We start from the raw sequence: 14230 nt of genomic DNA on the forward strand, positions 1-14230 counted from the left end.
AACTGATCGATGCTGGGTAACTTTACGTTAAAATTAATTTCTTTTTAAAAAAGCTTCTTATTCTGTTGGTTGGGATGGTGCTATTTTCCGGGATTGCCAGATTTTTAATCTGGGGGTAGGCGGGTTGGGCTATCCTGCGTAATGTGTGGCAACCTTGATAATGATGTTTTTTAGTTGTCGCTAAATTGAAAAATAACCTAGCCAAGGAAGGAAGAGGTTATGCTGAATGCTATGTATAACTCTGATAAAAGATTTGGAGAAAATCGCCGCTTGTTCGAGTGTTGTGCCTGCAAGGCCATGATTTATGCAAAAAAGCAGGATGCTTTGCCTTGTTGCTTGTTTTGTGGAAACAGCGACTTCCAGATGCTCGCCAAGGCCGGTAAAACAGTCGCTGGTAGAAAAGCATTTGATTTGCTTTTCCAGCCTGACGAAGCTGACAAGGCTTCATGCAAGAAAGGTACTTGAGGAATTCTTCATGAAGACAGCCCAAACCCAGATGCCTCAATGGTCGAGGCAACTTGATGAACCGACCAATTTTCCAGAATCTGAGGCGATAAGGCGCGTTTCGCGTACGCTCCCAGCTCTGCGGAGAAAGCAAGTGCTCGTCAGCCAGGGTGATGTATTTCATGGCCTGTACATTGTGCGCTGCGGCATGTTGAAGCAGAGCCAATGGGGCCACGATGGTGACGAGCAGATTACCCATTTTCTGCTTCCTGGAGACGTCATCGGATTAGATGCAATCGTGGATAGGCGTTATCAGGGGCTGGTCACGGCGCTGGAGACGGTTGGCATCATGCAGATCCCTTTTGCGAGAATTGAGGATTTTCCCGGTGACTACCAGAACCACTTGCAGTTGCTGAGCTATTTGAGCCGTGCCATGCAGCGTGAACATATACGCCTGCGTCACATGATGGCCCAGCCGTCCGACCTCCGCTTGGCCCGTTTTTTCCTTGCCATGTCTCATAATTTTAAGATACAGGGATATTCTTCATGTCGTTTCCGGCTGCCCATGTCGCGTTGCGAGATAGCCAGCTATCTAAACATGGCTTTCGAAACCACCAGTCGCCTGATTAGCCGTTTCCAGAAAATGGGTATTATGTCGGCCAAGGGACACGAGTACTGTATCCATGATGTCCATGCTTTGAAACAGGTCGCTGAGTCAGAAAAATAATAAAATATGTTATAAATGGGTGTGCGCTACTAGCGCTAAAGCGATGAAAGATCAGCCGGTGCTGGTGCGTTAGATTATGACTTGCGTCAAGGTTCTCGCGGCTAACTGTGCGTAGACTGGATTAAAATAGGGCGTATGCTGATGTGTCAGGTTTGATTGAAAACTTTACATGTCTGTCCTACCTCAGCGTCCTGACTATTAAGATGACCCACCGCTTGTTAACAGGAGGATACACTTATGCAGCGCGAGCCGAGTAACATTTTTGGCCAGGTATTCAATGCCTTCGAACCGTGGGCCAAGCTCAACAACGCCATCATCAACAATATGCAGAATACCATCCAGTTTCAATTGGAGGCGCTGCAGCGGTACAACCACCTGGGCGCCGAGCATTTGAAAGCGACCAATGGCTCGCAGGATATGAGCGACGTTCAGCATTACGGCGAGAGGCTCGGCAGCTGGCTGGATCAGATGATGAACGATTTCCGAACCATGGCCGACTTGGGCATGGAATTTCGTGACGAGCTGAGTGAGGCATTTTCCGAAGTGGGCAGCCAGATATCCCATCAGGTTGAAGACATTTCCCACCAGATCGATGAAGCCAGTCAGCGGGCTGTCACTTTTGTACAAGATTTCGAGCATGAAGAGGTGGATACAGCCAAAGCCAGGACAAGCAAAACGACTTCAAAAAGCGGCGCACAGCAGGAGCCTTCTCGGCAAGCCAAGGGCCGGACATAACCTTGCCCGTCCTGAACATCCAGTCTCCAGGGGGCGAACAGCCCCCTCATTCTGCGCCTTGCCTCTTTCTTTCGGCTTCATTTCTCTCGGATTTTGACCGCTCTTCGAACCCAGGATAGGAAGGCGTTTCGGGCCAGTGAGTCTGAAAGGCGTGAAGGATTCTGCATTCGGCCTCTTTCTGGGCAAGAATATCGTTTAACAGGGTACGCAAGTTCCCGTGGCTGAGGTGCCGGACCCATGTCCGATACCGACATAAAGAGCTATGGGCGAGAAAATGCGCCTCGTCCAGTGACTGGAAAGCTACCGCTTCGCGCAGGAAGAAGAAGTGTTTGCCTTTTTGAGACATGTCGAATAATAAAGGCGTCGTCAAGAAAACGTCGTAAGGCACCTCATGGGTTATATCCGTTTCGATGAGCCTATCCAGCCGGCCCTGGCATTCGCTGGTCAAGTCACTCATCAATTTGGACAAATTGTTTCGTAACGTGAGATAACGTAAAGCAAGAATGTGATAGCGTCCCTTCTCGCTGGCTTCATGCTCGATGGCTTGTCGGAGAATGCCAGAGTCGGACACTGGCATTATGGAAACGTTGTTTTGCATGGTATAACCTTGACATAATCTAATTTAGGTATTGGGCGGTCAGTATTGATAAATCCTTAACCCCGCTGCAGGCCGGGTTTGTGGATTTAGATGGTGAATGTGATATGGCTAAATGAATACTGCCTAATGGATAAGATTGATAGCTCTCAAAAGCATACATGGCGAAGGGTGAATAAACCTTGATGTTGAGCAAGGTTTTGAAAATTATATCGCTTACGAAATTGAATTGATGTGCCTATACTCCAATATAGTTAAGGTGAAGCGTTTGCTAATTCAATAAAAGGTGGGGTTAAGCATGACTATTTATCATGTTTACAAGGCTGTTTGTGTATCACCAGCGAGCGCTGACGAGACAGCGGAGTACTGGATCGTCGACAGCCGCGCGCCCAGCCAGCACTCGGATCGCCTGGTCGTGGATCGCTTTGACAGCCAGGAAAACGCCGAAGCGCAGGCAAAACGCCTGAACAAGGAACACGCCGCTTGAGCTTCGTCCGAGAGGCAAGGACAAAGCCTGGCCGGAGAGAAGTTGACCATGAAAAACCGCGTTATGCTCGGTAGCACCGTCCTCTGTGTCGGGCTATTTGCAATACCCGCTCAAGCGTATCACGGCGGCCATAGCGAGCAGTACTTCGCTGTCGATGTCCTTTTCTGGGAATATGATCCTGAAGAAGCATCTGCAGTGTCTGACATGGGAGTACGGTTCCGTGCCGGAAAGTTATATAACGAATTCCTGGGTGTGGAAGGCCATCTGGCAACGGGAGGCTCCGACGAAGAAGAGCGCAGTGAAGGTGAACTGGACTATCTGGCGGGCGTTTATGGCAAATTGGCTCTTCCTATAGACCAAAAGTTGCATCTTTACGCATTGTTGGGCGTCAGTACGCTCGGTGGTGATTTTACCCCGGGAGACGATAACGTTTCCGATCTGTCCGGTGGGTTCGGGGCAGAGTTGGGCATCACGCCGAATCTGGCGATCAACGCGGACTACATGCGTTATGCCGATACCTCGGAAGCCATATTCGACTCGATCGGTGTGGGCGTGGTTTACCATTTTCGTTGACGTTACCGAGCCCCGTCATGGAGGGGCGTCCGACCCTCGCTCTCCCAGTCGGGAGGCGGCAAGCTCGACAATCTCTTCGGTAATCTCTTCCTGACGCAGGCGGCGGAATTCGGCCAGCAGGGCATCGCGGCGTTGCTCGATATTGCCTTGGGCAGCCACCATGGCCTGTAGACGAGCCTCATTCTCGGCGGCAAACGACAGCATCAGGGCTTCGTGCAGTTCGGCATAGACATACTCTTCAGCCAAGCTGGCAATCAGCTGGGCGGGAGCCAGCGTGACCCGCGGAGGTCGGCCATGGCGAGCCACGGGAAAGCGCGAATAGTCGAACGGTAACAGAGGGCGGCTGACAATGGACTGGGCTTCTGCCTTACCTGGCAGGCCATGTATGAGCGTAACGCGGGTGGGAACGGCGTCGTCGAGTGCCGCATAGAGCGCCTCGGTAATGTCCCCCGCAAGCGCGGGCATTGCATCCGTGTGAACCGCCATGGAGGACGACCATGTGGGTGCCATTGCCCACTCTGCAGCGAGTATCAGGCCGCGCTCACCCACCAGGAACAGGGGGGCATCCAGTGAATTTCCGGATTCCAGCGCTTTCTCCAGAATGCGCTCATTGAAGCCGCCGGCAAAACCCTGCTCAGCACATAAAACGATGCGCAGGTGCCGCTGAGCCTTCGGCGATAGGACATCCGCCCGTCCCGTGACATTGACCAGTGACAAGGCTTCGCCGATGGCGGTGCCGATTATGTCAGCATAGGCGCGAATACCTTGCAGGTGTTGCTGAGCCTCGCGCGAACGGGCTGCAGCGATCCCGCGCATGGCGGTGATTACCAGGCCAAGTTCTCGGGTCGTGCCGAGATGGGCTGTGACGTCGTTCAGTCGACCGCTCATTGAGATGACCCTGCGATATCGGTTGCCAGGGCCTGTACTTCCTCGATCAGTCGACAGCGCAAGGCGTCGTCGAGTGCATCGACGGCCAGGCTCTCGGCAGCGGGCATATCATTGCCCAGCCGGGCATCCAGCCAGCCCGGCAGGCGCTTTCTTAGCAGGGCGATGCGTGGCGGCGCCAAGTTATCGAAGATGCCCTCGGCGAGGGCCGCCAGCAGGGCGATCTGATCGATCCGGCGCAGGGCGTCGAAGCGGGGTTGGGTGAGCAGGGCGCGGATGCCGCGTCCACGCATGATCTGCTGCTTGACGTGGGCGTCGCTGAGTCCGCCGAAGCGGGTGAATATTTCAAGTTCCTGAAACTGCGAATATTCCAGTCGCAACCGGCCCGACACGTCGCGCAATGCGCGGGGCTGGGCCTTGCCTCCCACGCGGCTGACCGACAGGCCCACGTCCACCGAAGGCCGTTGATTGGCTGCGGCCAGATGGGTGTCGAGCATGATCTGCCCATCGGTAATCGAGATCAGGTTGGTCGGAATATAGGCCGAGAGATTGCCGGCATCGGTCTGTGCGATCGGCAGCGCCGTCAGTGATCCGCCACCGCGCTCGGGACTGAGCTTGGCGGCCCGCTCGAGCAGGCGGGCATGCAAATAAAATATATCGCCGGGGTAGGCTTCACGTCCCGGCGGTTCGTGGGTCAGCAGGGCCAGCTCGCGATGGGTGGCGGCATGCTGGCTGAGATCGTCGATGACCACCAGGGCATGTTGGCCACGATTACGGAAGTACTCGGCGACACTAAAGCCTGAGAACGGCGCGACCCACTGCAGGCCGGCGGCGGCCGACGCGGCGGCGACAACGAAGATACAACGGCTCGGATCGCCATATTGACGCACGGACTCGATGACCTGTTGTACCGCCCGGGCACGCTGACCAACGGCGACGTACACGCAGATCACGTCGCTGTGCTGCTGATTGATGATGGCATCGACGGCCAGCGAGGTCTTGCCGGTGGCGTGATCGCCTATGATCAATTCGCGTTGACCGCGGCCGATGGGAAACAAGGCATCGATTACCAATAATCCCGTGTCGAGCGGCTCGTTGACCAGGTCGCGCTCAATAATGGCAGGCGCGGCTCGTTCGATGGGCAGCGAGGTATCGGTCTCGAGCGGCTCGTCGCGGTCCAGCGGGCGACCGAGGGGGTCGATTACCCGCCCCAGCAGCGCCTCGCCGACCGGCACCTGAAGAATCTCGCCCGTGGCATGCACTTCGCTGCCGGCGGCGATGCTCCCGGTATCGTCCAGCAACACGGCACCGATATGCTTGGCATCGAGGGTCAGAGCAAAGCCGAGGCTACCATCGATGAAGCGCAGCAGTTCGTTGAGCTTGACGCTCGGCAGGCCGGAAACCCGGGCAATGCCGTCGGCGATCTGGGTGACGCGTCCGATCTCGCCGATCTCGACCCGAAAGGGCGTGCGCTCAAGGGTGGCCTGGTTGCGGGCTAGCCATGCATTGGCCGTGGCGTCAGGACTGTTCGATGTCATGCAGTGACATTTCCGTCTTGAGGCGTGCCAGGTCGGCACGCAGACTGTTGCGTACCACGCTATGCTCGGTTTCCAGCTCCAGCCCGGCGATCAGCCCGGGGTCGACAATGACTTCAGGCAGAGTTGCGCCCCCCACGGCCTGCTGCAGGGCGGCATTCAAGACGCGATGCTCGTTGTCGGTCAGTGGCCGGGGAACCGTGAGACGCCAGGAGGCGTTGGGTTGGTTCAACGAACGACGTGTCTCAGCCGGCAGCGAAGCTAGCCCTTCAACGAGACCCTCGATGAAACCCTCGATCCGGGCGCCGTCCGGCAGGCGCTGCATCAGCTTGCCGGCGATAGCCAGCGCCAGCTCACCGGCGCGTGTCTCGATGTCGGATTGCAGGGCCTGTCGCTCGGCGCGAAGCGACTCCTGAGCCTGGTGATGGAGATGGTCGATCTCGGCCTCGGCTTCCTTCAGGCGCTGGCGCCGGGCCTGGTCGGCGTCACGTTCAGCCGCTTGCAGGGCAGCGGCACGCTGGCGGTCGGCCTCGGCCCTGGCCTGGTCGGCCGCTTCACGAACCTGCCGGGCGTCGTCCTTGGCGGCTGCGGCCTCGTCGAGCAGCTGGTTGGCTGCTTGCTGGCGTTCGAGGATGATTGCCGCTATCGGCTTGAAAAGAAAACGTGACAGCAGCCAGAGCAGGACGAGAACGTTAAGGGTCTGCAGCCCCAGGGTCCACCAGTCGAGGGTCATCGGCCTACCCAATGAAAGGATTGGCAAACAGCACCAGCACGGCAATTACCAGGCAGTAGATGGCCATGGTCTCGATCATTGCCAGCCCTACGAAGAGGGTCCGCGATAACGTGCCGGCCGATTCGGGCTGACGGGCGATGGCGTCCATGGCGGCCGCCACGGCCCGGCCTTCGGCGAGCGCGGGGCCGATGGCTCCGAAGGAGACGGCAATCGCCGCCGCGAGAATGCTGACGATCTGAATGAGATTGTCCAACTCAAGACTCCTTATGTTCCACAGAATGCGGCGTCGGGGGCTCTTCCACGGCGGCGCCCAGGAAAACCATGGCGAGAACGCTGAAGATGTAGGCCTGGATGGCTCCCGTTAAAAGATCCAGCGCCATGAACGGGATCGGCACCAGCAGCCCTGCCAACGATAGGGTGATGCCCAGCACGAACACGCCGCTCATGATGTTGCCGAAGAGGCGCACGATCAGTGAGAACGTGCGGGTAAGCTGTTCGACCAGGTTCAGCGGAACCATCATCCAACTTGGCTCGGCGAAGGTGTGCAGATACCCCGCCAGACCGCGGGTCGCCACGCCATAGCCGATGCTGGCTGCCAATACGATCAAGGCAAGCACGATATCGGTCTCCAGATGCGCCGTCGGCGGCTCGATGCCGGGAATCAGCGCTGACCAGTTGGCGGCGAGGATGAACAGAAACAGCGTGCCGATCAGTGCCCGGTAGGGTTCGGGAGAGACCTGCATGGTGTCGCGCAACTGGTGATCGAGGGTCTCGACGAATAGCTCAAGGGCACTCTGGGCCTTTCCGGGACGCAACGAGAGTCTTCGGGTCAGCGCCCAACTGCCAGCAGTACTTGCGACGATCAGCAGCCAGGTCACGGTGACGGCGGCACTGATCGGCACCGGGCCGACATGGAACAGGGCGGAGGTGACCAGCGGGGAGTCGTTCATGGCGTCGTCGCCCTTCGCGTACGTAATGTGAGGTGACGCGCTACCAGTAGCCCGGCCAGGCCAGCCAGTACGGCGAGCGCCCCCCAATGGGCCAGGCCGGCCAGCACGGCGACCGTGACCGTCAGGCGCAGGATCTGGATGCCCAAGGCCCGCCATGTCCTGCCGGCCAGGAACAGCTTGAGATTCCAGGCCAGCGACAGGAAGTGGACCAGGCCGCCTGCCAGGCCCAGAGCCAGGCCTGCCATGACCTGTTCGATCGGGTTCATCTCGCTGGCTCCTTGTAGGGCGATGGCTTTCGTTCAATCATTGCCGGTGCATCCAGCGCCAGGCCGACCACAGGCCGATTCCCGCACCCACGAAAAGCAGCGCTGCAGCGAACAGCACGCCGGTGCCCAGCAGGCGGTCGAGCCAGCGCCCCAGCAACAGGCCCAGCAGCAGGGGAATGACGATGGCCCATCCCAGTACGCCGATCTGGCCCAGACGCCTCGCCAGTGACGGTTCTGGATCTTCCTGGCCGCGTCGGGCGCGTTCCGCGGCACGCCGGGCAGCGTCGCGCACATGATTGGGCTCATGGCTCATTGTCGCCCCCTTCATGCATCGTCGTTTCATGGCCAGGGCGCAGGTAGCGCACCAACTGGCGTACTGCCTGGGTGTGTAGACGCAGGTGCTCGACACGCGCCTGACGGATATTGTCGCGCTGCTGCTCGCGGGCCTGGTGAACGTGCGCTTCCAGCGCCTCGAGATCGTCGCCGATTACGCCCTCGCGACAGGCAATGCGCAATTCGCGCCTCACCAGGCTCAGTACGCCACTGTGCACTGCGCAGTAGCCGCGGCTATCCTCACTGCAGCGCCAGCGCACCACTGAGGGCGAGAGTACGGTCAAGAAATCCACGTGGCCGGGCAACAGGCCAAAGCTGCCGCTGGCATCCTCGGCGCGCAAGGCCACGATATCATCGCGTTCGAGGAGGATCTGCTGTGGCGTGGCGATCACCAGGTGAAACGGTGCATGGCTCATGGCATTCGGTCTCCGGTCTCGCCTTGGCTAGTCGCCTGTTCCTTGCTGCGTGCCTCGTCGAGTGTGCCGACCATATACAGCGAGCGTTCCTGCCAGTCGTCGCATTCCCCATCCAGAATGGCCTGACAACCCGCCAGGGTGTCATCGATCGCTACCGAGCGGCCAGGCATGCCGGTGAAGGCTTCCGTCACCGCGAACGGCTGGGTCAGAAAGCGTTGCAGGCGCCGAGCGCGTGCAACGATACGCCGGTCCTCGCTACCCAGTTCCTCGACCCCGAGCAGCGAAATCACATCCTGCAGGCTGCGATAATGCTCGATGGTGCGACGCACCTCGGTAGCGAGGGTGAAGTGGGTTTCGCCGACAATCAGTGGATCGAGCAGAACCGATGACGAGGCAATCGGATCGATGGCCGGGTACATGCCTTGGGCCGCCATGGCTCGGGACAGTACGACCATGCTATCCATATGACTGGCTAGGGCGGTGACCGCGGGGTCGGTAAAATCGTCGGCGGGGACATAGACGGCCTCGATCGCGGTGACGGCCACCCCTTCCACCGAAACGATGCGCTCCTGCAGGGCGGCCACCTCGTCGGCCAGCGTTGGCTGGTAGCCAACGCGCGAGGGCAGGCGACCGAGCAGGCCGGATACCTCGGCGCCGGCCTGGACGAAGCGAAAGACATTATCCATCAGCAGCAGTACGTTCTTGCGGCGTTCATCGCGGAAATACTCGGCGATGGACAGTGCCGTCAGTGGAACACGCCAGCGTGCGCCGGGAGGCTCGTTCATTTGTCCGTAGACGAGCACGGTATGCGGCAGGACACCGGATTGGCGCATGTCGAGGAGCATCTCGTGCCCTTCGCGAGAGCGTTCGCCAACGCCGGCAAATACGGAAATGCCTTGATAACGCTCGACCATGGCATGGATCAGTTCCATGACCAGTACGGTCTTGCCGACCCCGGCGCCACCGAACATGGCCGCCTTGCCACCCTGAACCAAGGGCGTCAGCAGATCGAGGACCTTGAGGCCCGTGGCGAAGCGCTCGCTGGTCGCATGCTGCGCGGCCAGCGCGGGGGGTGGCTGATGAATCGAACGCCGAGCAGTGTCATCGGGCAAGGCGGGGCCGGCGTCGCCAGGGATACCGGTCACGTCGAGCAGTCGCCCCAGCACGAGGTCGCCCACCGGCACGCTGAGCGGACCATTGAGTCCCTGCACCCGAACACCCCGGGACAGACCCGAGGTGTTCGCCAAGGCAATGCTGCGTACATGGTGGTCGTCCAGATGGGCTTGCACCTCAACCAGTAGCGCAGAGCCATCCTCGCGCAAAATGGCCAACGCTTCATTGATGCGTGGCAAGCCGTGGGGAAACGCGACGTCGACTACCGCGCCGCGTACGGCGCTCACCCATCCCAGGAGTTCTTCAGCCATGATGGTGGCACTCGGCTCCATGGGGGGGCTCGGAGACGTTGCCGTTTGGCTGACGGGGTTGCGGTGCGGTGGGCGATACCGTCACCTGCCCCATGGGTGGAAAGTCCTGGACGGTCAGCGTTTCGCGCTCCAGCAGCATCGCGGCGCCATTCTCCAAGTCGTTACGACGACCGGTCAGTATCTGCGTGGCATGGTCGAAAGCGTCATCGACCAGCCGACCCACGGCGGCATCAATGTCGCGGGCCGTGGCCTCGGAATAGCTCTTGGGCCTGGCGAGGCCGAACTTGTCACCGAGGAAGGCCTGGCGGTCCTCCTCATAGATGACTTGGCCACCTTCGTCGCTCATTCCAAACCGAGTGACCATGCTGCGGGCGATGTCGGTGACCTTGGCCAGATCATCGGCCGCCCCGGTGGAGATTTCGTTGAAGATCAGGCGCTCTGCGGCACGGCCGCCCATCAGTACCGCCATGCGGCTTTTCAGGTCGGCGACGGTCTGCAGGAAACGCTCCTCGGTGGGACGCTGGATGGTGTAACCCAGCGCGCCAACGCCGCGGGGTATGATCGAGACCTTGTGCACGGGGTCCATGCCGGGCAATGACGCGGCGACCAGCGCATGTCCCATTTCATGATGCGCCACAACGCCCCGCTCATGTTCGTTGAGTACGCGGCTTTTCTTTTCCAGCCCGGCAACGATGCGTTCCACGGCGCGTGTGAAATCGTCCAGCGTCACCGCATCGGCATCGCGGCGCGTGGCCAGCAAGGCGGCCTCGTTGACCAGATTGGCCAGGTCGGCGCCGGTGAACCCCGGGGTTAGGGCGGCGATCTGCTCAGCATCGATATCGGACGCCAGCTTGCTGATCTTCTTCAAATGAACGTTGAGTATGGCGATGCGTCCCTTGCGTTCGGGGCGGTCGACCAGCACCTGGCGGTCGAAGCGTCCTGCGCGCAGCAGGGCGGGGTCGAGAATCTCGGGTCGGTTGGTGGCGGCCAGCAACACGATGCCGGATGAAGTGTCGAAGCCATCGAGCTCGGTCAGCAACTGGTTGAGTGTCTGATCCTTCTCGTCATGGCCACCGGACAATCCCAGCCCGCGGGCGCCACCGAGGGCATCCAGTTCATCGATGAAGATGATGCACGGCGTAGTCTTGGCCGCCTGAGCGAACAGGTCCCTGACCCGGGCCGCGCCCACGCCGACGAACATTTCCACGAATTCCGAACCGGAAATCGAGAAGAAGGGTACGCCGGCTTCTCCGGCCACGGCCCGGGCCAGCAGCGTCTTGCCGGTTCCCGGCGGGCCGACCAGCAGGATGCCCTTGGGGACATGAGCGCCCAGCCGGCCATAGCGTTGCGGATCGCGCAGGAAAGCCACCACTTCCTTCAACTCATCCTTGGCCTCGTCGATACCCGCCACGTCGGCAAACGTCACCTTGGTCTCGGTCTCGACATAGACGCGGGCCTTGGACTTGCCGAGCGTCATCATGCCGCCAAGGCCGCCCTGGCCGGCGGTCATCCGGCGCAGGAATATCCCCCAGATAGCGAGCACGAACATGATAGGCAGCAGCCAGGAAAGCAGCGACGTCAGCCAGGTCTCATCCGGCTCGCCGTCGAATGTGACAGCATACTGGGCCAGCTCCGTGGCCAGATCGGGGTCGACGCGATGAGTGGTGAAGCCGGTAGCACCGTCAGGCAGGGGCGACTTGTAGGTCCCCTTGATCCGCTCAGTACCGATTTTCAGAGTATCGATATCGCCCTGCTCAAGGTGCTGGCGAAACTCGGAGTAGGCAATCGGTTTGAAGGAGCGACCCGCGGCGATGAAATCCTGAGCGATCAGGATGAAGATGAGGCCGATGATGAAAAACAAGGCATGTGCCTGATATCGCTTATCCATGCTGACCTCACAGGTCGCTTCGTAAGGCAGGAGCGGATGATGCTGAGCCGCTCTTACGAGGCGACGCAGTTCTTACAACGGGTCGTATAAGGCAACGCCTCCAGGCGTCCAGCCTCAATCGGGTCACCGCATTTCTCGCAGCGCTCGCCCAGTTGAGCATTGATACGTGCCAGGGCTCGTTCGACCTGGGCCAGTTCTTCCGTGGCTTCTTCCTCCAGCCCGTCGACCACTTCGTCGTTCTGAGCTTGAGTTGCTTGGTCTTCGAGATCCTTGTCCAAGACGCCACTGATACGGTGCCGATGATCTTCGTAGCGCTGAATACGCTCTCGGAGTTCCGCTCGAAGTCCTTCCAGCAGGGCCTTTCTGTCTGGCTTGTCCATTGATGCACCCAGTGATGTCGAATCAGGGATATGGTCCCATTAAACGGCATATGGAAATCGTTATTCTTGATGCAGGTCACACCCTGCTCACGCTTGTCGTACGTAGCTGCCCGGGGCGTCCTCGAGCGGAGGATAGGCCTGCGACCCGACATCTGGCGCTGGGGCGCATGGTCCTGAGCGCTCCGCCAGCCAGGCCCGCCAGGCTGGCCACCAGGAGCCGGGGTGGGCAGGCGTGCGCGCCAGCCAGGTGTCCGGGTCGATATAAGGGTCACCATGATGTGCGGTCGCCATGCGGTAATGCCGATGCAGGTGCTCCGGTGGGCTGACGATACCCGCGTTGTGTCCCCCGCTGGTGAGTAGGAAGGTGACTTCCGGTGCGTCTGAGAGCAGGTTCAGCTTATAGGTGGACCGCCAGGGAGCGACGTGGTCCCATTCGGTGCCGACACAGAACAGCGGTACCTGGATATCGCTGAGCGCTATGGGACGGTCATCCACCCGGAAACGGCCCTCGGCTAGATCGTTGTTCAAAAAGAGTTGGCGCAGGTATTCTGAATGCATACGGTAGGGCATGCGTGTCGCATCGGTATTCCAGGCCAGCAAGTCATTCATGGGCTGCCGTGCGCCTAGCAGATATTCATTGACGATTCGTGACCAAATCAGATCATTCGAGCGCAGAATCTGAAACACCCCGGCCATCTGCTTGGTATCGAGTATGCCCTGGGCCCACATCAGATCCTCGAGGAAGTCGAGCTGCTTGTCGTCGATGAACAGCATCAGCTCGCCGGCTTCGCGAAAATCGGTCTGTGCGGCGAACAGGGTCATCGACGCCAGGCGATCGTCTTCGTCGCGTGCCATCGCTGCGGCGGTAATGGCCAGCAGCGTTCCTCCCAGGCAGTAGCCGACGGCATGAATCTTCTGGTCGGGCACGAGGCGGCCGATGACATCCAGGCTCTCCAGGATGCCTTGCCGCCGATAGTCGTCCATGCCGATGTCGCGATCCGCTTCCGTGGGGTTGCGCCAGGAGACCATGAACACGGTATGCCCGCGATCGACCAGGTACTTCACCAGCGAGTTATGCGGCGAAAGATCGAGGATGTAGTACTTCATGATCCATGCCGGCACGATCAGCAACGGCATCGCATGGGCCTCTGGGGTGGTCGGCGTGTACTGGATCAGTTCGATCAAATGGTTGCGGTAGACGACCTTGCCCGGAGTGATGGCAACGTCGCGGCCCACTACATAATCCTCGGTGCCCTCCGGCTTATTGCCTAGCCACTGGTTCTGGATATCCTCCCACCAGTATTCCATACCCTTCAGTAGGTTCGCCCCGCCGCTGGCCAGGGTCTTCTTGAACACGACCGGGTTGGTCAGCAGGTAGTTGGATGGCGACAGCACATCCAGCCATTGGCGGGCGCCGAATTCCACCGCCTGTTCGTGATGCGGCGACAATCCGCGCAGGCCGGTGGTGGCGTTATGCCACCACTGCTGATGCAGCAGGAAACCTTGATAAAGCATATTGTAGGGGAAGGCCCGCCAGGCCGGATCGCGAAAGCGCCGGTCCTGAGGCAACGGCTCTATACAGGGGGCGGCATCCGTGTCGAAGGCCGAATGGCTGGCCCAATGCGTCAAGCGCAGCTGCTTCTTCATGGCTTTCTGCACGAGATGGGCCTGGGTCCCGGGAGAGAGCATCAGGCTGGACAGCCAGTCCAGATAGGTCAGTATGGCCGAGGCGGGAGAAATGCCCAGGGTCAGCTCCGCCAGCGAGGCACGCACAAGCCTGTCCAGGCTGTCGTGCTGAGTATCGTCGAATAGCATGAATAGTATGTCCTCGCGGACGGTGGTTAGGCGCTGCCTGTCAT

At 59.5% G+C, this 14230-nt stretch carries 18 protein-coding genes; 5 read left to right on the forward strand and 13 right to left on the reverse strand.

Annotated elements, in window-relative coordinates; translation table 11 throughout:
* Positions 1–219: 219 nt before the first annotated feature.
* The 3 genes from R6258_RS13350 (at position 220) to R6258_RS13360 (ending at position 1906) form a co-directional block, all read left to right on the forward strand.
* Complete coding sequence (locus R6258_RS13350; RefSeq protein ID WP_318451060.1) at positions 220–465, forward strand: hypothetical protein; 246 nt, start codon at positions 220–222, stop codon at positions 463–465.
* A 10-nt stretch (positions 466–475) separates the two neighbouring features.
* Positions 476–1171 (forward strand): helix-turn-helix domain-containing protein, encoded by a 696-nt coding sequence (locus tag R6258_RS13355; protein WP_318451062.1) that lies wholly within the window; start codon positions 476–478, stop codon positions 1169–1171.
* A gap of 237 nt (positions 1172–1408) precedes the next feature.
* On the forward strand, positions 1409–1906 hold the full coding sequence (locus R6258_RS13360) for a phasin family protein (protein WP_318451064.1): 498 nt from the start codon (positions 1409–1411) through the stop codon (positions 1904–1906).
* Positions 1907–1952: 46 nt separating this feature from the next.
* On the opposite strand, the gene R6258_RS13365 is transcribed toward R6258_RS13360, so the two are convergent.
* Positions 1953–2504, reverse strand: a complete 552-nt coding sequence (locus R6258_RS13365) for a hypothetical protein (RefSeq protein WP_318451066.1) — start codon at positions 2502–2504, stop codon at positions 1953–1955.
* Between the two features lie 295 nt (positions 2505–2799).
* Here R6258_RS13365 and R6258_RS13370 point away from each other — a divergent pair, with 295 nt between their 5' ends.
* Positions 2800–2988, forward strand: coding sequence for a hypothetical protein (locus R6258_RS13370; protein ID WP_318451068.1), 189 nt, complete (start codon positions 2800–2802; stop codon positions 2986–2988).
* A 48-nt stretch (positions 2989–3036) separates the two neighbouring features.
* The gene (locus tag R6258_RS13375; protein ID WP_318451070.1) at positions 3037–3561 is read left to right on the forward strand and encodes an outer membrane beta-barrel protein; all 525 of its coding nucleotides are present in this window, start codon (positions 3037–3039) and stop codon (positions 3559–3561) included.
* 15 nt (positions 3562–3576) lie between these two features.
* On the opposite strand, the gene R6258_RS13380 is transcribed toward R6258_RS13375, so the two are convergent.
* The 12 genes from R6258_RS13380 to R6258_RS13435 all read right to left on the reverse strand — a co-directional run bounded on the left by R6258_RS13380 (position 3577) and on the right by R6258_RS13435 (position 14186).
* Positions 3577–4449 carry a FoF1 ATP synthase subunit gamma gene (locus tag R6258_RS13380; RefSeq protein WP_318451073.1) on the reverse strand — a complete coding sequence of 291 codons (873 nt, stop codon included), beginning with the start codon at positions 4447–4449 and terminating at the stop codon, positions 3577–3579.
* Complete coding sequence (locus tag R6258_RS13385) at positions 4446–5984, reverse strand: F0F1 ATP synthase subunit alpha (RefSeq protein ID WP_318451075.1); 1539 nt, start codon at positions 5982–5984, stop codon at positions 4446–4448. Before R6258_RS13385 ends, R6258_RS13380 begins: the two co-directional genes overlap by 4 nt.
* Complete coding sequence (locus R6258_RS13390) at positions 5965–6714, reverse strand: F0F1 ATP synthase subunit delta (RefSeq protein WP_318451077.1); 750 nt, start codon at positions 6712–6714, stop codon at positions 5965–5967. Before R6258_RS13390 ends, R6258_RS13385 begins: the two co-directional genes overlap by 20 nt.
* A 4-nt stretch (positions 6715–6718) precedes the next feature.
* Positions 6719–6967 (reverse strand): F0F1 ATP synthase subunit C, encoded by a 249-nt coding sequence (locus R6258_RS13395; RefSeq protein WP_318451079.1) that lies wholly within the window; start codon positions 6965–6967, stop codon positions 6719–6721.
* A 1-nt stretch (position 6968) separates the two neighbouring features.
* A complete protein-coding gene (locus R6258_RS13400) occupies positions 6969–7664 on the reverse strand; it encodes a F0F1 ATP synthase subunit A (protein WP_318451081.1) in 696 nt (231 codons plus the stop codon).
* Complete coding sequence (locus tag R6258_RS13405; protein WP_318451083.1) at positions 7661–7930, reverse strand: ATP synthase subunit I; 270 nt, start codon at positions 7928–7930, stop codon at positions 7661–7663. Before R6258_RS13405 ends, R6258_RS13400 begins: the two co-directional genes overlap by 4 nt.
* A gap of 37 nt (positions 7931–7967) precedes the next feature.
* A complete protein-coding gene (locus R6258_RS13410; protein WP_318451085.1) occupies positions 7968–8243 on the reverse strand; it encodes an AtpZ/AtpI family protein in 276 nt (91 codons plus the stop codon).
* The gene (locus R6258_RS13415; RefSeq protein WP_318451087.1) at positions 8233–8679 is read right to left on the reverse strand and encodes a F0F1 ATP synthase subunit epsilon; all 447 of its coding nucleotides are present in this window, start codon (positions 8677–8679) and stop codon (positions 8233–8235) included. The genes R6258_RS13410 and R6258_RS13415 overlap by 11 nt, the downstream gene beginning before the upstream one ends.
* A complete protein-coding gene (gene atpD, locus R6258_RS13420) occupies positions 8676–10124 on the reverse strand; it encodes a F0F1 ATP synthase subunit beta (RefSeq protein ID WP_412176378.1) in 1449 nt (482 codons plus the stop codon). The genes R6258_RS13415 and atpD overlap by 4 nt, the downstream gene beginning before the upstream one ends.
* Complete coding sequence (ftsH, locus tag R6258_RS13425) at positions 10096–11991, reverse strand: ATP-dependent zinc metalloprotease FtsH (protein ID WP_318451090.1); 1896 nt, start codon at positions 11989–11991, stop codon at positions 10096–10098. The genes atpD and ftsH overlap by 29 nt, the downstream gene beginning before the upstream one ends.
* Positions 11992–12044: 53 nt before the next feature.
* Entirely contained in the window at positions 12045–12371 is a 327-nt protein-coding gene (locus R6258_RS13430; RefSeq protein WP_318451091.1) for a TraR/DksA C4-type zinc finger protein, read from the reverse strand.
* An 87-nt stretch (positions 12372–12458) separates the two neighbouring features.
* Entirely contained in the window at positions 12459–14186 is a 1728-nt protein-coding gene (locus R6258_RS13435) for a PHA/PHB synthase family protein (RefSeq protein ID WP_318451092.1), read from the reverse strand.
* Between the last annotated feature and the right edge of the window lie 44 nt (positions 14187–14230).

Origin of the sequence: Halomonas sp. HP20-15 (assembly GCF_033446685.1) — a bacterium.
Taxonomy (GTDB): Bacteria; Pseudomonadota; Gammaproteobacteria; order Pseudomonadales; family Halomonadaceae; genus Modicisalibacter.